The following is a 22,294-nucleotide window of genomic DNA, read 5'->3' on the forward strand; positions in this document are numbered from 1 at the left end:
ATCGAGGTATGACGGTGCCTAACCAGGAACAACTCCACGCTGCCCTCGGTGGCGTCCTCGACCCCGAGATCCGCCGGCCGATCACCGAACTCGGCATGGTCCGCTCGGTGCAGGTACGCCCGGACGGCACCGCGGAGGTCACCGTCCTGCTGACCGTCGCGGGCTGCCCGATGCGCGAGACGCTCACCCGCGACGTCACCAAGGCGCTGTCCGCGCTGCCCGGCGTGCGCGACGTCCAGGTCACCCTCGACGTGATGAGCGCCGAGCAGCGGCAGGAGCTGCAGGGCAGGCTGCGCGGAGGCGGCACCGCCCCGGCGAAGGAGAACCCCTTCGCCCGCCCCGACTCCCTCACCCGCGTCTACGCCATCGCCTCCGGCAAGGGCGGCGTCGGCAAGTCGTCGCTGACGGTCAACCTCGCGGTCTCCATGGCCGCCCAGGGCCTGAAGGTCGGGCTGCTGGACGCCGACGTGTACGGCCACTCCGTCCCGGCGATGGTGGGCATCGCCGACCAGCGGCCCACCCGGGTCGAACAGATGATCATGCCGGTGCCGGCGTACGACGTGAAGGTGATGAGCATCGGCATGCTCAAGCCCGGCCGTCAGCACGTCGTCGCCTGGCGCGGCCCGATGCTCGACCGGGCTCTCGGCCAGATGCTGTCCGACGTCTACTGGGGCGACCTCGACGTCCTGCTGCTCGACCTGCCGCCGGGCACCGGCGACATGGCCATCTCCGTGGGCCAGCAGCTCGCCAACGCCGACGTCGTGGTGGTGACCACCCCGCAGGAGGCCGCCGCCGAGGTGGCCGAACGCGCCGGGACGATCGCCTCGATGCTGAACCAGAAGGTCGTCGGCGTGGTGGAGAACATGTCCTGGCTGCCGTGCCCGCACTGCGGACCGAGCCACCGGATCGACGTGTTCGGCACCGGCGGAGGTGCGCGGGTGGCGGCCACCCTGAGCGAGCGGTTCGGATACGACGTACCGCTGCTGGCGGAGGTCCCGCTGGACCCGCGACTGCGGACCGGCGGCGACACCGGCCGCCCGGTCGTGCTCGACGACCCGAGCGCGGCGGCGTCGGAGGTGCTCGCGGGGCTCGCGAAGCAGCTCGCCGACCGTCGGCCGAGCCTCGTCGGGCGGTCGCTGGGGCTCACTCCCACCGGACGCTGACAGCCGGCCTCCGGCGGAGGTGGAGGTACCAGGCGGGCACTCGCTGACCCGCTCGGTGCCTCAGGTCGCCTCGAGGTCGAAGACCGGACGGCGCTCGGCCGGCCTGCTCCCGTCGGCCCGATCGGTGCCGTTTCCCAGGTGGTCCGGATCGTCCGCGTCGTCCGCGTCGTCGACGTGCACGGAGCCGTTCACCGGGTCCGTGCCGGAGTCCGATCCGTAGCCGGAGTCGTGGTCGCCGTCGTAGCCGGTGCCGCTGGTCGAGTCGGTGTCCCGGTCAGGGTCGTCATCGGCAGCACCGTTGCTCGTTCCGTTGCGGCTGCTCCTGGAGTCCGTGTCCACCCGCAGGTCGTCGCGCAGGTCGAGGTCACGGTCGATGCGCAGGTCGTCCTCGTCCAGGCCGGACAGAACGTGCTTGCGGACGAAGTTGCGGGGGTTGAGGTCGGCGATGTCGAGATCCTCGAACTCCGGCCCCAGCTCCCGGGACAGCTCGCGGCGGGCGTTGGTAGCCATGCTCCGGACCTGCCGGATGCCGCGTGCGGCCTGCCGCGCTATGTCGGGCAGCCGGTCGGGCCCGAAGATGAACAGCGCGGCGATCGCCAGGACGAGGAACTCCGGAGCGCCGATGTCGAACACGGGGCCAGAGTAACCCCCCTCGCTGATCTCCGCGCGGGGCCCGGCAGGCCGGTCCAGCCCCGGCCAGTTTCGCCTCCCCGCCGGTGCCGGCGCCGGCGGCCGGGGCGCCGGGCGGGACCGGCGTACGGTCAGCCGGTTTCCTGACCGAGAGTGACGATCACCTTGTGTTCGTCGCCACCCCGGTCGTAGACCAGCTCCACCCGCTGACCGGGAACGTGGCTGCGGATCTGGACGATCAGGTCGTCGGCGCCGGTCACCCGGTGGCCGTTGATGACCTTCACCACGTCGCCCTTCTGCAGCCCCGCCCTGGCCGCGGCGCTGTTCGGTTGGATCTCGCCGAGGCGGGCGCCGGGACCCTGGTGGTTGACGTCCACGACCGCGCCGACCACGGGATACACCGCGTGGCCGGTCCTGATGATCTGGTCGGCGGTCCGGCGGGCCTGGTCGATCGGGATGGAGAAGCCGAGCCCGATACTGCCCTGCTCCTCGTTGCCGCTGAACGGGCTGCGCTGGCTGATCGTCGCGATCGCGGAGTTGACGCCGATCACCTGCGCGCGCAGGTTCACCAGCGGGCCACCGGAGTTTCCGGGGTTGATCGCCGCGTCGGTCTGCAACGCGTTGATGAACGACATCTCGCTCTGCCCCCCGCCGGCGGTGACCGGACGGTTGCGCGCGCTCACGATGCCGCTGGTGACCGTGCCGGCCAGGCCGAGCGGGGAGCCCAGCGCGACCACCGGCTCTCCCACCCGCACCTTGTCGGAGTCACCGAGTGCCACCGGCTTGAGGTTGCGAACGCCCTTCACCCGGATCACCGCGAGGTCGTACGCCGGGCTGCGGCCCACGACGGTCGCGGTCGCCTCCTGGCCGTCGTTCGTGGTGACCTTGATGCCGTTGCCGCCGGCGGCCGACGCCACCACGTGGTTGTTGGTCAGGATGTAGCCGTCGTCGCGGAGGACGAACCCGGAGCCGGTGGCCCGTCCCTGCGCGGCGGTCACCGAGATCTGCACCACGCTGGGCAACAGAGCCTTGGCCACGTTGGCGACGCTCTCCGGCCTGGGGAACGCCGAACCCTTCGAGCCGAGGTTGTCGTCGGGGGCCTGGGGCTCGCTGGTGATCAGCGCCGGGCCCCATCGCAGCGTGGCGAGCACTCCCGCGGTGGCGCCGAGCGTCGCCGCGAGCAGGACGAGGACGACCCCCACCACGATCAGCACGTTGCGTCGCGGCAGCCGTCCGCGGACGCCCTCTCGGCCGACCGGGTCGGCGGGAGACTGCGGGAACCCCGGCTCCGCCCGATGTACGCCGTTACGGGCGGCCGGACGCGCCCAGGGCGGCGGGGGTTCGAAGTCGGGACGCTCGGTGGGATAGCCGGGTAGCCGGGTGGTTCGCTGCGGCGGGACGCCGGACGGGCCCTGTCGACCGGGCGGCGGCGCGAACCACGGCGCCGCGGTGGCCTGCCCGGGCGGACCCGCCTGGCGCGCGACCGCGGACTCCGACGGGCGCGACGACTGGGACTCTGACGGGCCGTGCGCCTGCGAGAAGCGCGGGGCCTGCTCGGAGGACTGGGGGGAGGATTGCTGGGCATGCTGGGGCTGGTGCGCCGACCACCGCGGCGGCTGCTCGGGCCGGGGCTCCTGCGGTTGGGCTCCCGGGGCGACTCGTCCGCCTTCGTACGCCTCGCTGCGTTCGGTCATCCCGGCCCCACCCCTCCCTCGTCGAACCCCGCGAGGCGCCCGGCGCGCCCCACACCTCGTCAGTCGAAGGGATTCAACCAGGACACCATCCTGGCGGCGCCCCGGTCCAGTCGTTGCGTCAGGCCAGGTCCTGTGGTGGTCACCCGGTCGCGGGGAAATGCCGCAACCACCGCATCCAACGCCTGCGGCGTATCGCACACCGCCGTGTAAACCAGGCCGTTGTCGGCCCAGACGGCGTATGACGTCAGGCCGTACTTCACGTAGACGTCACCGGCGTCGGTCGTATGCCTGGTGAAACCGCGCATACCCGCCTCGTCCAGCTCGCCTCGCTGCTCGAACACCGACGTGCTCACCAGGCCGTCGGTGTAGGAGAGGTGCAGCCTCGCGCCGTCGCCGGACCGGCGTACGTCTCGCAGGGCGGGGCCGGTACCCAGCCGGGTCTCGCAGCAGTTCCAGCCCCGGCCGGCCAGCCGGGGATAGTCGGCCACCTCCACGACCGCTCCGTCGTCGGCCACCGGCCTCGACGTCGCCCGCGCGGACTGCTCACCTGATCCGCCGGGGGCGGGAGCCGGACCGAAGTCCAGGTCCACGAACGCGTTGGCCCGGACCAGCGACCCGTCGTGGTCGTAGAGCTCCCGGCGTACCAGGAGGCCGGTCCGCTGGTCGAGCCAGAAGCGCGCCGCGACGGCACCGTCGGCGCGGACCGCCTCCACCACGTCGGTCGTACGCCCCGCCGAGTGGCCGGGCGCCGCGAGCCGCAGCTGGTAGGCGGCGGTGAGCAGGCCGAGGCTCTCCACGTGGTCGCCGGAGGCCTCCGACCCGTCCGAACGCGCGTCAGCCGAGCGGTCCACGAAGGTCGTCGAGGTGCCACCGTGCCCGGTGAGGGTGGTGCCACGGCCGGGAAGGTTGTCGACGTCCACGAGTTCTGAGCTGTCGGCGGCCGGGGACCAGACGGCCACGAACTGCGTGCCGCGGTAGGCGACCGTGTGGTCGGCAGCCACCGCGCGGTGCAACAGGCGCACCGCCTGGGGGTCGTCGGGCGCGCTCGGCGATCCGGGCGGGACCGCCCGCGGATCCCGCGCCCCGCGGGCGCCGCCCGCGGCGGACCCGGTCGGCAGAGCGCTCGCGAGCAGGATGCCGGCGACGACCGCCACGACCAGCAGGCCTACCACGGTGGCCGACGGCGGCCGGAACGTCGGCGGGCGGGATGCCAGCGGCCCCGGCCACCGAGGACGGGTGGACACAGGCGTCACCGCCCGGCCGCTGGCGCGAGGAGCCCCCGATCGAAGGAAGCGGTCGCGGCACCGGGGTCGGACAACGGGACTTCGGCCGCGGAGCCGGCGTGGTCGACGGCGTACCGCTGCACGGGCGGGACCACGCTCACCGGAGGCTGCTTCGGCTGGCCTCCGGCGGCGAACGCCACCACGAACGTCATGGTCGCCATCGCCGCGGCCCCCGCGACACCGACCGTGAGCCGGCGCCGGGAACGCCCCGCAGGGTGGCCGCCCCGGCGTGGCCGGCGGGTGCCGGGCTGGCCGGGTGGACGGTGTGCCGTGGGCGGGCCGGGTCGCGGCGCGCGGATCGGACCCCGGACACCCGCCTGGATCGGCGTACGGGCGAAGCCGCCCGTGGTCGCGCTCACGCCCGGGCCGAGCGGTTGACGGGAAGCGTCCTCGCCGACCACTCCGACCGGCTCGGCCAGCGCGCGCAGACCGGCCTCCAGGAATGCCGACGGGGTGGGTGCGGACATCCCGGACAGCAGCGACTTGACCCGGCGTTCGGCGTCCACCGCGTCGCGGCACTCGGCGCAATGGGCGAGGTGAGCCAGTGCCCGGTCGCGAGCCTCGTGGTCGAGCTCCCCGTCGACCAGTGCCGAGAGAACGGCGCGGTCGTGGGTCACCAGGACGTCCTTTCGGCGGTGACCGTCCTCTCGGCGGTGTCGGCCGCGCCGGCGGACCCGGCGGTGGGGGCGACGTCCGTGACGTCGTAGACAGCGGCTGCAGCAGCGGGTGTGCCCGGCTCGGGCCGGCGCGGCGGCATCCGGTGGGCCAGCGCCTCCCGCAGCTGCGAGCGGCCACGGTGGATCCGGCTGCGGACGGTGCCCAGCTTGACGCCGAGTGTGGCCGCGATCTCCTCGTACGATAGGCCCTCGATGTCGCACAGGACGACGGCTGCCCGGAACTCCGGGGGAAGCGCCTCCAGCGCGGCCTGGATGTCGGCGTCGAGGTGGCGGTCGTCGTAGGCCTGGGCCGGGCTGGGCTCCGAGCCGGGCAGGCGCTCGGGGGCGTCGTCGGGCAGCGCGTCGAAGCGGATCCGCTGCCTACGGCGGGCCAGGTCGAGGAAGAGGTTGGTGGTGATGCGGTGCAGCCAGCCCTGGAAGGTGCCCGGCGTGTAGGTGGACAGCGACCGGAAGACCCGGACGAAGACCTCCTGGGTGAGGTCCTCGGCGTCGTGCCGGTTGCCTGTCAGCCGGTACGCGAGCCGGTAGACCCGCGAGGAGTGGGTGCGGACGATCTCGTCCCAGGACGGAGGCGTCCAGGTCTCTGCCGGCACCGTGCCCGCCAGATTGTCGGCCATCGGACCACCTCCCCCAACTTTCACCGGCGCCGGGGCACTCCCGCCGCGGTATCGTCCTTCCGTCCGCCCGCACAGAACGGGCGACGCCCCGCCGCAGGTCCGGCGGTGCCCTCCCATTGTCCCTGCGGGTCGGCCAAAACGCCTCGGATCCACCCCTGGTCTTAGCCCCTTCTTAGCTTCGGGGACCTCAGGGATTGTCCCTTATGAGGACTCAGGGTGCGGGTCGCATGTGTCCGTCAGGTCATGCCGTCGTCACCGAAAGCCACCCGAGACTGCCCGGATGCGACCGAAACCGTCCTGACCAGGCGTTGGAGACCGATTCCGGGCGGGAGGGGACTAGGCTTCCGTCCGGACCGGATCTCTGCGAACGACGCGCCGACCACCCGTGCGCGCCGTGCCACCAAGGAGGCAGTTATCTCCACGATGAAGCCCGACACCTGGGCCTACGCCGAGGGTTTCGTCGCCGAGGACGACGTGCTCGCGAAGGCCCGGGCACGCGCCGCCGAGGTCGGTGCGAGTCCCATCGGACAAGGTGGCGGGGCGGCCCTGCGGTTCCTCACCTCCGTGCTCCGCGCCCGGACCGTCGTCGAGATCGGCACCGGCTGCGGGGTTTCCGGCATCTGGATGCTGCGCGGCATGCGCCGCGACGGCACGCTCACCAGCGTCGACGTCGAGGCCGAGCACCAGCGGCTGGCACGGGAGTCCTTCCTGGACGCCGGGATCGCGTCCCAGCGCACCCGGCTGATCACCGGCCGCGCCCTGGACGTGCTCCCCCGGCTCACCGACGGCGCCTACGACCTCGTCTTCTGCGACGGGGACAAGAACGAGTACGCCGAGTACTACGAGGAGGCGCTGCGTCTCCTGCGGCCCGGCGGCGTCGTGGCCATCGACAACACGCTGTGGCACGACCGGGTGGCCGACCCCGCGCAGCGCGACCCCGTGACGGTCACGATCCGGGAGCTCGGCAAGCGCATCCTGGACGACGAGCGGGTGGTCCCGGCGCTGCTGCCGGTCGGCGACGGGCTCCTCTGCGCCACCAAGCGCCCGTAACCCCTGTTCGCGGGCCCCGCATCCCGCCCGGCCGCGCTGTCCTAGTTGTCGGGGATCCGCCGGCCCTTGCCCAGGACGGTGATGCCGCTGTCGGTCACCGTGAAGCCGCGGGCCCGGTCGTGTTCGGGGTCGACGCCGATCCGGGCGCCGTCCGGTACCACGATGTTCTTGTCCAGGATGGCGCGCCGGATCACGGCTCCCTCACCCACGACGGTGCCGTCGAGGATCACCGCGCTGCTCACCTCGGCGCCCCGCAGGATGCGGGTGCCCGGCGACAGGACGGACTGGTCCACCCGGGCGCCCGCGATGATCGAGCCCATCGACAGGATCGACTCGGTAGCCTGCCCGCCCTCGACCAGCTTGGCACCGGGCAACTGCGGGAAGCTCGTGAAGATCGGCCACTCCGTGTTGTAGAGGTTGAAGACCGGCTCGATCGAGACGAGGTCCATGTGGGCCTCGTGGTAGGAGTCGAGGGTTCCGACGTCGCGCCAGTAACTCCGGTCGCGCTCGGTCGTACCCGGCACATCGTTGTCGGCGAAGTCGTAGACCTGCGCCTCGCCCTTGTCGGTGAGCATCGGAATGATGCTCCCGCCCATGTCGTGGACCGAGCCCTCGTCGTCGGCGTCCATTCGCAACGCGTCCAGCAACACGTCGGTGGTGAAGACGTAGTTGCCCATGGACACGAACGTCTCGTCCGGACTGTCCGGCAGGCCGGGCGGGTTCGCGGGCTTCTCGAGGAACGCCCGGATCGACCGCCCGTCGGGGTGGGTCTCGATCACGCCGAACGCCGACGCCTGGTCGCGCGGCATCCGGATGCCGGCCACCGTGACGCCCGCGTCACCGGCGATGTGGGCATCCACCATCTGCTCGACGTCCATCCGGTAGACGTGGTCGGCGCCGAAGACGACGACGTAGTCCGGCTGGTCGTCGTAGATGAGGTTCAGCGACTGGAAGATCGCGTCGGCGCTGCCCTGGTACCACCGGGGGCCGAGCCGCTGCTGGGCCGGGACCGGCGTGACGTAGTTGCCGAGCAGGGTCGACATCCGCCAGGTCAGCGACACGTGCCGGTCGAGCGAATGCGACTTGTACTGGGTCAAAACGCAAAGTCGGCGGATGCCGCCGTTCACGAGGTTGGAGAGCACGAAGTCGATGAGCCGGTACGTGCCGCCGAAGGGCACGGCGGGTTTCGCGCGGTCAGCTGTCAAAGGCATGAGGCGCTTACCCTCGCCGCCGGCCAGCACGATCCCGAGTACCCGCGGTTCCTTACCCATACCGGCACCCTAGTCTTCGCCGATTTCAAACGCGTCACAATGGGCGCCATGCCTGATCTGGTCACGCCGACACCCACTGTGCGGGTCTCGTTCCTCCAAGCCATGCAGGAGTTCCTCGGCGAGGGGCGGGGGACGGCGGAGGACAACTCCATGATCGGACGGGAGTTCCGGGAGTACGCCGCGGTGTGGTCGACCCCGGACGGGTTCGCCGCGTACGTCGCGGACCTGCGGGCGGCGGCGCGGGAGGAGACGCCGAGGCCGAACGGCTTCGTGCCCTCCACCACTCTGTGGTACGTCGACGGCGAGGACTACCTCGGCCGGCTGGCGATCCGGCACCGGCTGACGCCGTTCCTGCTCGAGGTCGGCGGGCACATCGGCTACGACGTACGCCCCAGCGCCCGGCGCCGGGGACACGCCACGGCCATGCTGGCGGCGGCACTGCCGGTGAGCCGTGACCTCGGGATCGACCCCGTGCTGGTCACCTGCGACACCGACAACGTCGGGTCGCGCAAGGTGATCGAGGCCAACGGCGGCGTGCTCGAGGACGAACGCAACGGCAAGTTGCGTTACTGGGTGCCGACCTCGCGGTCCTGACGGCTCTCGGACTCGCGCCGGTCGAGTTCGGCGACCAGTCGCTTCGGGGCGATCTGCCGGTAGGCGTCCGTCACGATCTCGGCCACGCGGTCCCAGTCGACGTCCACGTCGAGGTACACCCCGAGCCAGCCGCGGTGCCCGACGTAGGGCGGCCGGTAGAAGCCGCCCGGCTCGGCCTCGACCAGCAGCTGCTGCACGCCTTCCGGCGCGGCCGCCCAGAACCCGAGCCGGTCGTCGTGGTGGTGGTCGGCGTACATCACGAACACCTTCCTGTCCCGCACGAACCACGTCGGCTCACCGTGGCTCGGGCGTTCGGTGACCTCGGGCAGGGCGGTGCACAGCGCTCGCAGCCGCACCAGCGGGTCGTCAGCGCTCGGTTGCTCGGTGTTCGGATCGCCGCTCGGATCACTGCGCGAACTGCCGGAATCCCGTGTCATCCGCCGATGATGCGGCCTGGCCCGGTCACCCGGCAACCGAGGGCTTCGCCTGTCCGCACCCGGGTCGTAGAGTCCGGACATGCGAGTCGCGATGCTCACCCGAGAGTTTCCGCCCCAGGTCTACGGCGGCGCCGGCGTCCACGTCGACTACCTCAGCCGGGCCCTGCGCACGCTGGTCGACCTCGACGTCCACTGCCTCGGCGTGCCCCGCGACGGCGCCGAAGCGCACTCCGAGGATGATCCGCGGCTGGCCGGCGCCAACCCCGCCCTGCGGATCTTCGCGGCCAACCTGGAGATGGCCGCCGGAGTCGAGCGGGCGCAGGTGGTCCACTCCCACACGTGGTACGCCAACCTGGCCGGCCACCTCTCCAAGCTCCTGTACGGCGTCCCCCACGTGGTCACCGCGCACTCCCTCGAACCGCGCCGGCCGTGGAAGGAGGAGCAGCTCGGCGGCGGCTACCGGCTCTCCTCGTGGGCGGAGCGGACGGCCTACGAGAGCGCGGACGCGATCATCGCGGTCAGCGCGGCGATGAGGGACGACGTGCTGGACTGCTATCCGGCGGTGGACCCCGCCCGGGTCCGGGTGATCCCGAACGGCATCGACACCGTGCAGTACGCCCCCGACCGGCGTACCGACGTGGTCGACCGGCTGGGCATCGACCCCTCCCGGCCGAGCGTGGCCTTCGTCGGGCGGATCACCCGGCAGAAGGGGGTGCCGCACCTGCTGCGCGCGGCGGCCGGCTTCGACCCGAAGGCCCAGCTGGTGCTGCTCGCCGGCGCGCCGGACACCCCCGAGCTCGCCGCGGAGTCCGCGGCCGCGGTCGACCGGCTGCGGGCCGAGCGCGACGGGGTGGTGTGGGTGCAGGAGATGCTGCCCCGGGAGGACGTCATCCAGGTGCTCACCCATGCCACGGTGTTCTGCTGCCCGTCGATCTACGAACCTCAGGGCATCGTCAACCTGGAGGCGATGGCGTGTGAGACGGCCGTCGTCGCCAGCGCGGTCGGCGGCATTCCCGAGGTCGTCCAGGACGGCCGGACCGGGCTGCTCGTCAACTACGACGAGGCCGATCCGAGGGGATTCGAACGCGGCCTGGCCGAGGCCGTCAACGCACTGGTCGCCGATCCGGACCGCGCCACGACGATGGGCCTGGCCGGACGGGCTCGGGCCGTAGAGGACTACGGCTGGGACGCGCTGGCGCGGCGGACCGCCGAGGTCTACGCCGAACTGATCAGCTGAGGAGACCCGATGCCGCTCGCCGCCGGGTCGAGCGGCACCGGGCGTCTCCGCGAGCGATCCTGGACCGACATGTCGCGAACGGGTGGTGGTCCGTTCCGCCGCGTCCGGTGTCGTGTCCGTCGCTCGCAGCCACATCTACCCCGCACCCGCGGGAGCCGAAACCACCTGGATCCCAGACGGTGGAATTCGGCTCCCGCGAGCCCTGCGTCACTTCCCGACGATGTACGCGTGGTGGACGGTCAGCTCGGCGGTGTTGCCCTGGGCGTCGACCGCTCTTGCCCGCAGCGAGACGTACGCGGGCCGGTGCGGTGCCGGTGGCACCAGCGCCACCCAGTGGTCACCGCGCTCGTGACGGACCAGCGCCCTCCGCCAGGACCTGCCGTCGTCCCAGGAGACCCCCACAGTGAGTTTCTTCGTCCGGCCGGCGCTCGACCCCGCCTGCGGGGTGACGGTCACCGGAACCAGAGTCACCCGGCGCCGGTGGTCCTGGTTGGAACTGTCCAGCCTCGGGGCGAACCGGATCGCCGACAGGGGCAGCGGGACCACGTGCTCGGCGTCCCCGGCGTGCCGGGAGGAGAAGGTCCACGTGGCGGCGATCCTCGTGGACAGCCTCGAGTACGTCGGCCTGGTGGCGGTGGCCTCGATCCGGTAGTTCGCCCTCGCCCGCGGCACCGTCACCCAGTCGTCGAGGTAGCCGGGGTAGACCGAGTCGGCGATCTTGTGCCCGTCGCGGTAGAGCCGGGTCCGGGCCCTGTCCACCAGTGAGCCACCCGGGTGGCCGGCGGCGTCGGAGTACAACGGGATGTCGACCACGAGGTCGTCGCCGTAGCGCCCCACCGACGCGCCCCACGAATCGTTCGGGAGTGTCGGCCCGAAGACGGCGGAGTTCCACCGCTCCCGATACGCCCTACCCGCGCGGTAGCTGCGGTCCGCCGAGCCGAGCGCGGTCTGCTCCTGCGGCCAGCCCTCCTCGTCGAGAACGAACTCGTAGAACTCGGTGGACCACTCCGTCGGACCGGGTTCGAGGTAGCTCGTCACCTTGTGCGGCAGGTCCATGAACAGTCCGGTCGCCGACCTGGACGCACCGGGGTCCGCCGCACCGAACATCAACCGGTACGCCTGACGTCCCGGCTGCTGGCGGGCGAAGCGGGAGACGACCTTGCCCAGCTGGCTGTCCTTCACGTCGTTGCGCTGCAGGCCGGTGAAGAACCTCCCGTGCACGGTGTTCAGCAGCCCGTAGAAGTAAGGACTGTTGGTGAACGAGCCGTCCCTGCCCGGGACCGCCCACTGGCTGGCGACGTAGGAGAGCATCCCCGAGACGGGTGCCTTGGGCCCGAGCTGGCCGGTGTAGAGCCCGTCGAAGGAATCAGCCCAGAGCGAGGAGCTGTAAGCCATCACCGGTCCGGTGCGGTCGTAGGCGATGTCGACCAGTGCCGGCCGTACCGACGAGCGATGCACGGTGGTCGACACCGGCCGGCCGATGCGGGCGTCGGCGTCGATCGTGACGTTCCGGGTCAGCGCGACGGTGGGCTGCACGAGCTGGACCCACGTCGGGTCGGAAGACTCGAAGCTGGTGACGTTGGCCTCGAGTACGTACATCCCCTTCGGCAGCCTGATCTTCACGTTGCCGTCGGCGCCGGGCTCGGGGTTGAGGAAGGTGTAGTTGTCGAGTCCGACCACCGAGTCGAAGGCCCCCGCCGTCGGCTTGCCCGTACGGTCACGGTGCCTGATCGTGAGGTCGTAGCTCTCGACCTCCTTGTCCACCCCGAGCGGCGTGCCGAGCGAGACACCGGCCGGGCCGGTGGCCACCAACCGACCGCTGTACGCGCCGTCCGGACCGTTGTGCCGGGTGTCGGAGGTGACCGACACCGAGGCCGACCCACCGGCCGGAACGGTCACCGATGGGGAGACCAGCCGCATCGCCGAGGCGGGTGCCGGTCGCCCGTCGGGACGGGCCAGCTCGACCTTCAGGGCGAGGGTGACCGCCTTCCTGGCGGTGTTGCGGTAGGTGACCTGCCTGGTCACCGGCTTGTCGTCGGCGTGCGGCCAGCGGGCGACACCGAACGACAGGCTGACGGGCGTACCCAGCACCGTCTGGGTGATGGCCCTGGCCACGTCCACCCGGCCCGAGCCCTGTTCGTAGACGGACAGGTCCGGGCTCGACTTCGCCGAGGAGGTCAGGACCGGCTTGAGGCGGCCCGCCTTCCAGGTGGGGTGCTGCTGGGCCAGCAGGGCCGCCGCCCCGGCCACGTGCGGGGTGGCCATCGAGGTCCCGCTGAGCCGTACGTACTTGTCGCCCACCGGGTCGCCCAGCTCGGTCCCGGCCGCCCGGGCGGCCACGATGTCGACGCCGGGCGCGGTGATGTCCGGCTTGATCCCGCCGTCGCCGGCGCGTGGACCCCGGCTGGAGAACTCGGCCAGGTTGTCCTGCTTGTCCACCGCACCGACCGTGAGTGCGGCCTCCGCGGAGCCCGGCGACTCGATCGTGTGCTCGTCGGGCCCGCTGTTGCCGGCGGCGATGACGAACAACGTTCCGGTCTGGCGGGTCAGCGTGCCGACAGCCGCCTCGATCGGGTCGTCGCCCGGGGTGTCGCTGCCGCCGAGGCTGATGTTGACCACCGTGGCCCGCTGCGCCGCGGCCCACTGCATGCCGGCGAGGATCGCGGACTCCTCGCAGCCTTCGTCGACGCACACCTTCCCGTCCAGCAGCTTCGCGCCGAAGGCGACACCCTTGTACCTGCCGTTGGACGCCTTCGCCGTACCGGCGATGATCGACGCCACGTGGGTGCCGTGACCAACCTGGTCCCCGGGCGGGCCGCCGGCGAAGTTGCGGGCCAGCTTGACCTGGCCGGCGAGGTCGGGGTGGGTGGCGTCGATGCCGGTGTCCAGAACGCCGACCGTCACGCCCCTTCCGGTGTAGCCGGCCTTCCATGCGGCGGGCGCGCCGATCTGCGGCACGCTCTGGTCCAGGGCCGGATGGTGTACGCCGTCCAGCCAGACCTTGGTGATGCCGGGTCCGAACGTCCGGGCACCCGGTCGCGACGTCAGGCCGGCCCAGAACTCCCCGGCCCGCTTCTTGCCCACGGTCAGGGCGGCACCGTCGATTGCCGGCAACGTGCGCACCTGACGAGCGCCGGCGGCGGCGAGCCGCGCCCCGGCCGACCGCGCGGAGGCATCCGGGTAGGTCACGATCAGCGGGACGGTCCTGCGGTGGGCGTCGTCGTAACGCGACCTGACCAGGCCTGTGACGTCGAACAGCCGCCTGTCGAGGCGGCCGGACCCGAGCGCGGCGAGCGCGTCGGCCGGGATGACGTAGAGGTGCCCGCCGGCCCGGTGAGTCAGGAACCTGATCTTTGTCCGGCCCTCGCCGGGCAGGACCGACACCGACTTCGCGTCGGCTCTCGGGAGCAGGACCCGGTCGCCGGTGACCAGGGTCACCGAGACGGGCCGGGCCCGGGCGCCGGTGGCCCCGCCAATGCCCGCTGTGTCCATGGCGCCGGCCGCGCGCTGGTGTTCCGGCCGGCCACCTGGCCCGCCGGGCGAGCCGGGCGAACCCGCCCAGCCGGCCGGACCGATGGCGATGACCAGGCCGGCCACCAGGCCACCCACGGCCAGCGCCCGGAAGCGATGTCTGGAGACGCTCATGCACAGACCTCCCCGTGAAAGACACGAGGGGCCGAGGGCGCGGGCCTTGCCACGGCGCTCTCGAGGTCTGAAGTGGCGAACCTTCCCCCGTGTCACCTGATGCAGAACTCGAACGAGTGCGGTGATCCTGTCACAAGCCGGACACGCTGTGGAGTAAATGCACGACAATTGCTTTTGCGGCGAATTCGAAAGACCAGCACGGACGTGGCATGCGAAAGCCCCGGCCGGAACCGCGGTCCCGGCCGGGGCAGGTGCTTGCTGGCCTTCGTGCTGGTGTGGCTGTGCTGGTGTCCTGGTCGAGCTAGCCCACGACCGACTTGAGCGCGTCACCGAGCTCGCGGGCCTCGTCGGCCGAGAGCTCGACGACGAGCCGCCCTCCACCTTCGAGGGGCACGCGCATCACGATGCCCCGCCCCTCCTTGGTGACCTCAAGCGGTCCGTCGCCCGTCCGCGGCTTCATGGCCGCCATCCGCGCACTCCTTTCGTGTCGTCCGTGCGCGACGGCTCCACACCGCGAGGGGTGCGAGGCCGCCGAAGCGTGCCGTTACGCCGGGACATTATCCCGCATCGTGCATCGACACCGAAAGTCAAGATCGCCGGGGCCCGCGCACCGTGTCCGGAACGATGCCGTTCGGTGCGATCCGGTGTCGCTGAGTGCAACCCGCCGCCACGCAGTGCCACCCGGTGTGGGCCGGCCCGGAGCCACCCAGCATCGCTCTCAGCCCTCGGACCCCGAGTTCTTCCGGCAGACTTCGCCCATGCGGGCACGTTCGGCGCTTTTCGACCTCTACGGCGACCACCTCCGGTCACGTGGCGGCCGGGCGCCGGTGGCCGCGCTGGTCCAGTTGCTGGCGCCGCTCGGGATCAACCCCGCGGCGGTGCGGACCGCGGTGTCCCGGATGGTCCGGCAGGGCTGGCTGACATCGGTCCGGACGCCGGGCGGTCCCGGCTACGCGCTCACCGGGCGCGCCGTGCGCCGGCTCGACGAGGCTGCCGGCCGCATCTACCGCACCCGTGGCAGCGAGTGGGACGGGACCTGGCACCTCCTGGTCCTCCCCCACGTACCCGACCGAAGCCTTCGCGAGCGCCTGCACGCCGGCCTGGCGTTCCTCGGGTACGCCCGCCTCGGCGGGGACACCTGGCTGGCGCCACGCCGGTCGGGCGAGGCGGAGTCCCTGCTGGCGGCGGACGGCGTACGCGCGGACGGCTTCACCGCCCGAGACCTCGGCGACCCGGCCGAACTCGCCGCCCGGGCCTTCGACCTGACCGCGTTGGGTACGGCGTACCAGCAGTGGCTGCGCGACGCCCGGACGCATGCCTGGGCGGACACCGGCGTGGAAGCAGACGGCCTGGAAGGAGGCGGCGTGGAAGGGGTCACGGTGGGCGAGGACGCTGACCGGCGGGCGTTCGCGGCCCGCAGCCGGCTGGTGCACGAGTGGCGGAAGTTCCTCTTCACCGACCCGGGCCTGCCGAGCGCACTGCTTCCCGCCGACTGGCCCGGCGACGCGGCCGCGGCGTACTTCGACACCCACGCCGCGGCCCTCCTGCCGGCCGCGGCCCGATTCGTGGACACCTGTCTCGCCCAGACCGGAGGAACGACATGACCTCACCGACCGACTCGCCGACGGCATCGACCACCACGCCGGTCCGGTACGCCGTCGAGGCGGGCGTGGCCACGATCACGCTGAACCGCCCGAACGCCGCGAACTCCCTGGACCTGGCCACCAAGGAGGCACTGCGGGACGCCGTTTCGGCCGCCGCGGCCGACGACTCCGTTCGCTGCGTCCTGCTCACCGGCGCCGGCGACAAGGCGTTCTGTGCCGGCCAGGACCTCCGCGAGCACGTCGCCGCGCTGCGCGAGCGTCCGCTGGAAGAGGTCTGGTCCACCGTCCCGGAGCACTACATCCCGATCGCGGACGGCCTGGCGACCATGCCCAAGCCGGTGGTCGCGGCGGTCAACGGCGTGGCCGCCGGAGCGGGCGCCGCACTGGCCTTCGCCTGCGACTTCCGGGTGCTGGCCGACACCGCGGGGTTCAACCTCGCCTTCACCGCGATCGGGCTGTCCTGCGACACCGGCACCTCGTGGACGCTGCCCCGGCTGGTCGGGCACGCCCGGGCCGTGGACCTGCTGATGCGGCCGCGCACCATCGGGGCGGAGGAGGCCGAACGCGTCGGGCTGGCCACGTCGGTGGTTCCCGCGGCAGACCTGGCTCGGGAGGCGGACGCGCTGGCCCGTGAGCTCGCTGCCGGGCCGACGGTCGCCTACGCGGCGGTACGCGAATCCCTCGCCTACGCCGCGCACAGCTCGCTGCGCGAGGCGCTGGAGTTCGAGGGCGCGATGATGCGGCGCTGCGGCGCCACGGCCGACCACGCCAACGCGGTGGCGGCGTTCGTCGCCAAGCGCCGGCCGGAGTTCGAGGGTCGCTGAGCGGCTCCTCGTCCGCAGAGGTCGCCCCTTCACCCCGCGCGCCGCGGCGTGGTCAGGGCTTCGGAGGCTGGAACAGCAGCAGCTCACCGAGTTGGTCGTAGCCCGCACTCCGGTAGAGCTCGGCGCCGGCCCGGCTGGCGGTGAGGACCGACGCGGTGGAGGCGTGCTTCCGGTCGTCGCGCAGCATGCGCGCCAGCAGAGCGCGGGCGATGCCACGGCGCCGGTGCTCGGCCGCGACGTACATGTCAGCGCACCAGGTGGCGACCGAGCCGTCCGCGAACCGTACGACGACGCTGCTGACCCAGCCGACGATCTCCGCGCCGGCGAGGGCGGCGTACTGGCGCTGCGGGCTGTCCTCGGCGAGGAACTCCGGACCCAGGGGCCGCCGACGGGTCACGGCGCCCAGGCGTTCGGCGAGCGCCGGGGTGGTCACCCGGGTGGTCCGCACGAGCGTCCCCTCGGCGGTGCGCGCGGCCGGCGGGGAAGGCATCAGGCCTAACCGGTGGATCATCAGCGGCTCGGCGCCGCGGAACCGGAAGCCGCGGGACTTGTACGCCGAGCGCAGCGGCCCGTCCGGCTCCTCGAGTCGGCGGATCACCGACAGCGCGAAGTGCGTGCGGGCATGCGCCCCGGCCAGCGCGTCGAGGTCCGCCGCGGCGGGACCGTGACCTACCCACTCCTCGCGCCGGCCTCGGCGCGGGTCGCGCCTCGGTGCGTCGCGGAGCACCCAGGCGGTACCCGACCCTTCCACGCGTTCACACAGGTAGGGATGGGTGGCGCTGCGCACGAACGCGTAGCCCCGCGCGAACACCTCGACCGCCCGGGAGAACTCCTCCTCGGACCCGGGTCGGGGACCGTCGGCCATGATCAGCGGCCGCCGAGCACCCGGCCCCACTTGGTGCGTTCGTTCAGCAACATCGCCTCGGCCTCGATCTCGACCTTCCAGCGCGGGTCGAGGAGCCCGGCGACGACCAGCATCGAGGTCACCGGCCGGATCTCGCCGAACACCTTGCCGTGTACCCGGCCCACCGCGTCGGCGTAGGCCGCGTCGGTGACGTACATCCGGGTGCGGACGACGTGCTCGGGTCCCGCACCCACCTGGGCGAGTGCGGTCAGGATGATCTCGATGCAGCGGAACGCCTGCACACCGGGATCGGGGTCGACCTCGCCGTCCTCCCAGACCGGTGCGGTGCCGGCGACCAGCACGCGGTCGCCGATCGACACCGCCCGGCTGTAGCCGTACTCGCGTTCGAGATCGTTCCCGGACGCCACTCGTCGACGTGCCACCTCACCACTCCCTCGGCTTGACGCTGCTCGCCCCGGCGGACAGGGTTCCGGCGGGCACGTCCCCAGCGGCGGACCCACGAGCCACACACTCCAGCAGATGGTCGTCGACCATGCCAGCAGCCTGCATCAGGGCGTAGCAGGTGGTCGGTCCGACGAAGGTGAACCCGTGGCGTTTGAGTGCCTTGGCCATGGCCGTCGACTCCGGTGTGGTCGCGGGCACGTCGGCCGGCGTACGGGGCGCGGGCCGGGTCGCCGGGTCGGGGGCGAAGGACCAGAGCAGCGCAGCGAGCCCGCCGTCGAGGTCGTGGGCCGCCCGGGCGTTGCGGATCGCGGCATTGATCTTGGCGGTGTTGCGGACGATCCCGGCGTCGGCCAGCAGGCGGCGTACGTCGGAGTCGTCGAACCCGGCAACGGTGGCGATGTCGAAGTCGGCGAACGCCGAGCGGAACGCGGGCCGCTTGCGCAGGATCGTCAGCCAGGACAGTCCGGACTGGAACGCCTCCAGGGTCATGCGTTCGAACAACCCGCGGTCGTCGCGGATCGGCCGGCCCCACTCGAGGTCGTGGTAGGCGATGTAGTCGGGGGTGGAGGTCGCCCAGGCACACCGCACGAGCCCGTCCGGACCGGTCACCGCGGTCACGGCGGTCACCGCTCGCCCGCCCCGTGGCCCTCACCGGGGACACGGTGCTCGACGGCGGCGCGGTCGGCAGTTTCGGCGCGGTCGGCGGCCCGGTCGGGCTGCCGGCTCTCGCGCTCCGCGACCTCCCGCTCGCGGACGGCCACCCGCTCCTCCCGCTCGGCGAGGTCGCGGCCGATGCGTGCGATCACGTCGTCCACCTCGTCCATGCGGTAGCCCCGCAGCACGACGGAGAACCGCAGATCGTCGAGGTCGCTCGCGCTGACCGGACGGTCGGCGGGCAGGCGGACCTCCCGCCGGTCGGGATAGGCGCGCGCCATCGCACCGCCGCGCCCGACCGCCACCGCGGCGGTTGATCCGAGCACGACCAGCACGAGGACGACCCACAGCCAGGTCATGCGCCTGATCGTGCCATGCGCCACCCCCAGTCGGTCGGGTAGGGGACGCCGCCGCGCCGTCGGGGCTACCCTGCCCGCGCGACGCCGGCCGCCCGGGCCTGCCAGGCTGGGAAGCTCAGCGGAGGCCCGGCGAGCCGGGACCCGGGCAGTGCGGTGGGCAGGCCGGTGCCACGCCGGTCACGGAGGTGCGGATGTTGCGGCTGGGCGGACGGGAGTTCGGCGCCGGGGAGTACGCCGTGATGGCGATCGTGAACCGGACGCCGGACTCCTTCTTCGACGCGGGAGCGACGTTCGCCGAGAGCGCAGCTCTGGACCGGGTGGAGGCCGTGGTCGCCGACGGCGCCGACATCGTCGACATCGGCGGGGTGAAGGCCGGCCACGGCGCGGAGGTGAGCGTGGCCGAGGAACTCGCCCGGACCGCGCCCTTCGTCGCCGAGGTCCGGGCCCGCCACCCCGAACTCGTGATCAGCGTGGACACCTGGCGGGCGCCGGTCGCCCGGGAACTGTGCGCGGCCGGCGCCGACCTGATCAACGACACCTGGTCCGGCGCCGATCCGGGGCTGCCCGAGGTGGCCGCGGAGTTCGGCACCGGGCTGGTCTGCTCCCACACCGGCGGCCTGCCCCCGCGTACGGACCCGCACCGCGTGGCCTACGCCGACGTGGTGGCCGACGTCGTGGCCAGGGTGACCGACCTGGCCGAGCGGGCGGTGGCGGCGGGAGTACGCCGGGACGGGATCGTGGTCGACCCGACCCACGACTTCGGCAAGAACACCTGGCACTCCCTCGAGGTCACCCGCCGGCTGGACGAGCTCGTCGCCACCGGCTGGCCCGTCCTGGTCGCGTTGTCCCGCAAGGACTTCATCGGCGAGACGCTGGACCTTCCGGTCGGGGAGCGGTTGCCCGGGACGCTGGCCGCCACCGCCGTCTCGGCGTGGCAGGGCGCGCGTGTCTTCCGCGCCCATGACGTACGGGAGACCAGGCAGGTGCTGGACATGGTGGCCTCGGTCCGCGGAGTCCGGCCGCCCGCGCGTCCGCGCCGCGGGCTGGCCTGACGAACCCGCCGCCGAGCGACTGCATCAGTCGGGCGGAACCGGCCCGCCGTTCCCGTCGTTGCCGGCCCTGCCGCCGTTGCCGCCGGGGCCGGCCTCTCCCGCAGCACTGCCGTTTCCGGCGTCCACGACCGGTCGCCGGGATGCCTGGACGACGAACTCGACGGCCTCGTCGGCGTCGTCGGTCAGGTGCAGCATCTCCAGGTCGGCCGGCTTGATCTTGCCGTCGGCGAGCACCGTGTCGCGCAGCCAGGCCAGCAGCCCCGACCAGTACGACGTACCGATCAGCACCAGCGGGAACGACGTGACCTTCCTCGTCTGGATGAGCGTCAGCGCCTCGAACAGCTCGTCGAAGGTGCCGAACCCGCCCGGAAGCACGACGAAACCCTGGGCGTACTTCACGAACATCGTCTTGCGGACGAAGAAGTAGCGGAAGTTGATGCCGACGTCGACCCAGGGGTTCATGCCCTGCTCGAACGGCAGCTCGATGCCGAGGCCGACCGAGACCCCGCCGGCCTGGCTTGCCCCCTTGTTGGCGGCCTCCATCACACCCGGCCCGCCACCGGTGATGACCGCGTAACCGGCCTCGGCGAGGCCGCGGCCCACCCGCTCGGCCATCGCGTACATCGGGTCCTCGACCCGGGTGCGGGCGCTGCCGAAGACGCTGATGGCCGCCCCGAGCTCGGCGAGCATGCCGAAGCCCTCGACGAACTCGGACTGGATCCGCAGCACCCGCCAGGGGTCGGTGTGCACCCAGTCGGAGGGACCGCGGGTGTCCAGCAAGCGCTGGTCGGTCGTGCTCGTCTCCACCTGGGTACGCCGAGTGACGACCCGGCCCCGCTGCTTCTCCGGCGGCCGCCTCGCCGCCGGTTCGGTCCCGGCCGCCGCCGGTTCGGTCCCGGCCGACGCCGATTTGTCGGGTGTACGGACCGATGACGCCGATGACGCCGCTGACACCGGTGACGTCGATGACACCGATGACGCGGAGGTGAACGGGTCGTCCTGATCTGGCCACATGGCACCGAAGGGTAACCGGCGCGGCCGACAGCCGGGTGAATCAGCGGACAATCAGCCGCGAAGCCAGGCACCCATACGGTCCTCGCAGGAGTGGAGTTCGGCGACTTCGACGTACTCGTCGCGGGTGTGGGCGAGCGCGGACTCCCCGGGCCCGTAGTTGACGGCCGGTACGCCGAGCTCGGCGAACCTCGCCACGTCCGTCCAGCCGAACTTCGGGTGCGGCTGCACCCCCAGCGCCTCGACGAACGCCGCGGCCGACGGCCGGTCCAGCCCCGGCGCGGCCGCCGGAGCGGAGTCGCGCAGCTCCACGACGTACCCCGCGAACGTCTCCTGCACGTGGGCGAACGCCTCCGCCTCCGAACGGTCCGGCGCGAAGCGGTAGTTGACGGTGACCCGGCACTCGTCCGGGATCACGTTGCCGGCCACGCCCCCGGTGATTCCGACGGCGTTCAGCCCCTCGCGGTAGACGAGCCCGTCGACCGGGACCTGGCGCGGCTTGTACTCGGCCAGCCGGGTCAGCACCGGCGCGGCCGCGTGGATGGCGTTGGCGCCCATCCAGGCCCGGGCGCTGTGCGCGCGCTTGCCGGGCAGCACGATCTCGGCCCGCAGCGTCCCCTGGCAGCCACCCTCCACCTGCGCGCTGGACGGCTCCATCAGGACGGCGAAGTCGGCGGTCAGCTCCTCGGGCCGAGTGCGCGCCAACCGGCCGAGGCCGTTCTTCTCCGCCTCGATCTCCTCGCAGTCGTAGAAGACGTACGTCACGTCACGAACCGGCTCGGTGATCGTGGCGGCCAGCCGCAAAGCCACCGCGACCCCGCCCTTCATGTCGCAGGCGCCGAGCCCGTAGATGCGGTCGTCGACCAGCCGGGACGGCAGGTTGCCCGCCTCCGGCACAGTGTCCAGGTGACCGGCGACGACGACGCGTTCGGCCCGGGACAGCGACGTGCGCGCGACCACGGTGTTGCCGAATCTGCCGGTCTGCAGATGGGGCAGACCGGACAGTGCCGCCTCCACCGCGTCGGCGAGCGTGCGTTCGTTCCCGCTCACGGACTCGACGTCGACCAGGGCGCGGGTGAGGGTGACGACGTCGGTGTGAAGATCCAGGCTCGGCATGGCTCGCAGTCTGCCAGGAGCGGCGCCGAGCGTCCGGCGAGGTGGTGCACAAAGGGGCGACCGTACG

The 22,294-nt window shown here is 72.3% G+C and carries 22 protein-coding genes; 7 read left to right on the top strand and 15 right to left on the bottom strand.

The features are described from left to right. Positions 1–8 precede the first annotated feature (8 nt). Positions 9–1,163 (top strand): Mrp/NBP35 family ATP-binding protein, encoded by a 1,155-nt coding sequence (locus BLU27_RS27890; protein WP_092656700.1) that lies wholly within the window; start codon positions 9–11, stop codon positions 1,161–1,163. A 60-nt stretch (positions 1,164–1,223) separates the two neighbouring features. Here the strand turns inward: BLU27_RS27890 and BLU27_RS27895 are convergent, their stop codons facing one another. The 5 genes from BLU27_RS27895 to sigE form a co-directional block, all read right to left on the bottom strand. Beyond that, entirely contained in the window at positions 1,224–1,796 is a 573-nt protein-coding gene (locus tag BLU27_RS27895; protein ID WP_092656702.1) for a sec-independent translocase, read from the bottom strand. Between the two features lie 128 nt (positions 1,797–1,924). Continuing rightward, positions 1,925–3,487, bottom strand: a complete 1,563-nt coding sequence (locus BLU27_RS27900; RefSeq protein WP_092656704.1) for a S1C family serine protease — start codon at positions 3,485–3,487, stop codon at positions 1,925–1,927. A gap of 59 nt (positions 3,488–3,546) precedes the next feature. After that, on the bottom strand, positions 3,547–4,731 hold the full coding sequence (locus tag BLU27_RS27905) for a sigma-E factor regulatory protein RseB domain-containing protein (RefSeq protein ID WP_157728836.1): 1,185 nt from the start codon (positions 4,729–4,731) through the stop codon (positions 3,547–3,549). Positions 4,732–4,736: 5 nt separating this feature from the next. Beyond that, positions 4,737–5,387, bottom strand: coding sequence for an anti-sigma factor family protein (locus BLU27_RS27910; RefSeq protein WP_157728837.1), 651 nt, complete (start codon positions 5,385–5,387; stop codon positions 4,737–4,739). Beyond that, entirely contained in the window at positions 5,384–6,064 is a 681-nt protein-coding gene (gene sigE / locus BLU27_RS27915) for an RNA polymerase sigma factor SigE (protein ID WP_241827680.1), read from the bottom strand. Before sigE ends, BLU27_RS27910 begins: the two co-directional genes overlap by 4 nt. 423 nt (positions 6,065–6,487) lie before the next feature. Here sigE and BLU27_RS27920 point away from each other — a divergent pair, with 423 nt between their 5' ends. Further along, the gene (locus BLU27_RS27920) at positions 6,488–7,114 is read left to right on the top strand and encodes an O-methyltransferase (protein WP_092656708.1); all 627 of its coding nucleotides are present in this window, start codon (positions 6,488–6,490) and stop codon (positions 7,112–7,114) included. 41 nt (positions 7,115–7,155) lie between these two features. Here the strand turns inward: BLU27_RS27920 and glgC are convergent, their stop codons facing one another. Beyond that, positions 7,156–8,385: a glucose-1-phosphate adenylyltransferase gene (glgC, locus tag BLU27_RS27925; protein WP_092656711.1), complete on the bottom strand. Its 1,230-nt coding sequence runs from the start codon at positions 8,383–8,385 to the stop codon at positions 7,156–7,158. A 48-nt stretch (positions 8,386–8,433) separates the two neighbouring features. On the opposite strand from glgC, the gene BLU27_RS27930 reads away from it, so the two are divergent. After that, a complete protein-coding gene (locus BLU27_RS27930; RefSeq protein WP_092658424.1) occupies positions 8,434–8,979 on the top strand; it encodes a GNAT family N-acetyltransferase in 546 nt (181 codons plus the stop codon). Here the strand turns inward: BLU27_RS27930 and BLU27_RS27935 are convergent. Beyond that, positions 8,952–9,416: an MmcQ/YjbR family DNA-binding protein gene (locus tag BLU27_RS27935; protein WP_092656713.1), complete on the bottom strand. Its 465-nt coding sequence runs from the start codon at positions 9,414–9,416 to the stop codon at positions 8,952–8,954. The genes BLU27_RS27930 and BLU27_RS27935 overlap by 28 nt on opposite strands. 79 nt (positions 9,417–9,495) lie before the next feature. Between BLU27_RS27935 and glgA the strand changes: the two genes are divergently transcribed. Next, positions 9,496–10,653, top strand: a complete 1,158-nt coding sequence (gene glgA / locus BLU27_RS27940) for a glycogen synthase (protein WP_092656715.1) — start codon at positions 9,496–9,498, stop codon at positions 10,651–10,653. A 207-nt stretch (positions 10,654–10,860) separates the two neighbouring features. Here the strand turns inward: glgA and BLU27_RS27945 are convergent, their stop codons facing one another. After that, entirely contained in the window at positions 10,861–14,298 is a 3,438-nt protein-coding gene (locus BLU27_RS27945) for a S8 family serine peptidase (RefSeq protein ID WP_092656717.1), read from the bottom strand. Positions 14,299–14,599: 301 nt separating this feature from the next. Next, on the bottom strand, positions 14,600–14,767 hold the full coding sequence (locus BLU27_RS27950; RefSeq protein WP_092656719.1) for a DUF3117 domain-containing protein: 168 nt from the start codon (positions 14,765–14,767) through the stop codon (positions 14,600–14,602). A gap of 289 nt (positions 14,768–15,056) precedes the next feature. On the opposite strand from BLU27_RS27950, the gene BLU27_RS27955 reads away from it, so the two are divergent. Beyond that, a complete protein-coding gene (locus BLU27_RS27955) occupies positions 15,057–15,902 on the top strand; it encodes a PaaX family transcriptional regulator (protein ID WP_092656721.1) in 846 nt (281 codons plus the stop codon). After that, positions 15,899–16,726 carry an enoyl-CoA hydratase-related protein gene (locus BLU27_RS27960; protein ID WP_092656723.1) on the top strand — a complete coding sequence of 276 codons (828 nt, stop codon included), beginning with the start codon at positions 15,899–15,901 and terminating at the stop codon, positions 16,724–16,726. The genes BLU27_RS27955 and BLU27_RS27960 overlap by 4 nt, the downstream gene beginning before the upstream one ends. Before the next feature lie 52 nt (positions 16,727–16,778). Here BLU27_RS27960 and BLU27_RS27965 read toward each other — a convergent pair whose 3' ends face one another. From BLU27_RS27965 to BLU27_RS27980, 4 genes are read right to left on the bottom strand one after another with little or no spacing between them, the layout of a single operon-like run. Beyond that, the gene (locus BLU27_RS27965) at positions 16,779–17,591 is read right to left on the bottom strand and encodes a GNAT family N-acetyltransferase (RefSeq protein WP_092658426.1); all 813 of its coding nucleotides are present in this window, start codon (positions 17,589–17,591) and stop codon (positions 16,779–16,781) included. A gap of 2 nt (positions 17,592–17,593) precedes the next feature. Beyond that, positions 17,594–18,013 carry a RidA family protein gene (locus BLU27_RS27970; protein WP_092656725.1) on the bottom strand — a complete coding sequence of 140 codons (420 nt, stop codon included), beginning with the start codon at positions 18,011–18,013 and terminating at the stop codon, positions 17,594–17,596. A gap of 1 nt (position 18,014) precedes the next feature. Further along, entirely contained in the window at positions 18,015–18,653 is a 639-nt protein-coding gene (locus BLU27_RS27975) for a DNA-3-methyladenine glycosylase I (protein WP_197682006.1), read from the bottom strand. 5 nt (positions 18,654–18,658) lie between these two features. Continuing rightward, a complete protein-coding gene (locus BLU27_RS27980) occupies positions 18,659–19,048 on the bottom strand; it encodes a DivIVA domain-containing protein (RefSeq protein WP_092656729.1) in 390 nt (129 codons plus the stop codon). 191 nt (positions 19,049–19,239) lie between these two features. Here BLU27_RS27980 and folP point away from each other — a divergent pair, with 191 nt between their 5' ends. Further along, positions 19,240–20,100, top strand: a complete 861-nt coding sequence (folP, locus tag BLU27_RS27985; RefSeq protein ID WP_092656731.1) for a dihydropteroate synthase — start codon at positions 19,240–19,242, stop codon at positions 20,098–20,100. Between the two features lie 24 nt (positions 20,101–20,124). Here folP and BLU27_RS27990 read toward each other — a convergent pair whose 3' ends face one another. Together BLU27_RS27990 and dapE are read right to left on the bottom strand one after the other, a co-directional pair. Beyond that, entirely contained in the window at positions 20,125–20,907 is a 783-nt protein-coding gene (locus tag BLU27_RS27990) for an LOG family protein (RefSeq protein ID WP_241827681.1), read from the bottom strand. A gap of 258 nt (positions 20,908–21,165) precedes the next feature. Then, complete coding sequence (dapE, locus tag BLU27_RS27995; protein WP_092656735.1) at positions 21,166–22,227, bottom strand: succinyl-diaminopimelate desuccinylase; 1,062 nt, start codon at positions 22,225–22,227, stop codon at positions 21,166–21,168. Positions 22,228–22,294 lie beyond the last annotated feature (67 nt).

The sequence above is a fragment of the Actinopolymorpha singaporensis genome (assembly GCF_900104745.1).
GTDB classification, from domain to species: Bacteria; Actinomycetota; Actinomycetes; order Propionibacteriales; family Actinopolymorphaceae; genus Actinopolymorpha; species Actinopolymorpha singaporensis.

Coding starts and splice junctions, on each gene's coding strand:
- BLU27_RS27890 (WP_092656700.1), top strand. CDS start 9: ATGACGGTGCCTAACCAGGAACAACTCCACGCTGCCCTCGGTGGCGTC.
- BLU27_RS27900 (WP_092656704.1), bottom strand. CDS start 3,487: ATGACCGAACGCAGCGAGGCGTACGAAGGCGGACGAGTCGCCCCGGGA.
- sigE (WP_241827680.1), bottom strand. CDS start 6,064: ATGGCCGACAATCTGGCGGGCACGGTGCCGGCAGAGACCTGGACGCCT.
- BLU27_RS27920 (WP_092656708.1), top strand. CDS start 6,488: ATGAAGCCCGACACCTGGGCCTACGCCGAGGGTTTCGTCGCCGAGGAC.
- glgC (WP_092656711.1), bottom strand. CDS start 8,385: ATGGGTAAGGAACCGCGGGTACTCGGGATCGTGCTGGCCGGCGGCGAG.
- BLU27_RS27930 (WP_092658424.1), top strand. CDS start 8,434: ATGCCTGATCTGGTCACGCCGACACCCACTGTGCGGGTCTCGTTCCTC.
- BLU27_RS27935 (WP_092656713.1), bottom strand. CDS start 9,416: ATGACACGGGATTCCGGCAGTTCGCGCAGTGATCCGAGCGGCGATCCG.
- glgA (WP_092656715.1), top strand. CDS start 9,496: ATGCGAGTCGCGATGCTCACCCGAGAGTTTCCGCCCCAGGTCTACGGC.
- BLU27_RS27945 (WP_092656717.1), bottom strand. CDS start 14,298: ATGAGCGTCTCCAGACATCGCTTCCGGGCGCTGGCCGTGGGTGGCCTG.
- BLU27_RS27950 (WP_092656719.1), bottom strand. CDS start 14,767: ATGGCGGCCATGAAGCCGCGGACGGGCGACGGACCGCTTGAGGTCACC.
- BLU27_RS27955 (WP_092656721.1), top strand. CDS start 15,057: ATGCGGGCACGTTCGGCGCTTTTCGACCTCTACGGCGACCACCTCCGG.
- BLU27_RS27960 (WP_092656723.1), top strand. CDS start 15,899: ATGACCTCACCGACCGACTCGCCGACGGCATCGACCACCACGCCGGTC.
- BLU27_RS27965 (WP_092658426.1), bottom strand. CDS start 17,591: ATGGCCGACGGTCCCCGACCCGGGTCCGAGGAGGAGTTCTCCCGGGCG.
- BLU27_RS27980 (WP_092656729.1), bottom strand. CDS start 19,048: ATGACCTGGCTGTGGGTCGTCCTCGTGCTGGTCGTGCTCGGATCAACC.
- folP (WP_092656731.1), top strand. CDS start 19,240: ATGTTGCGGCTGGGCGGACGGGAGTTCGGCGCCGGGGAGTACGCCGTG.
- dapE (WP_092656735.1), bottom strand. CDS start 22,227: ATGCCGAGCCTGGATCTTCACACCGACGTCGTCACCCTCACCCGCGCC.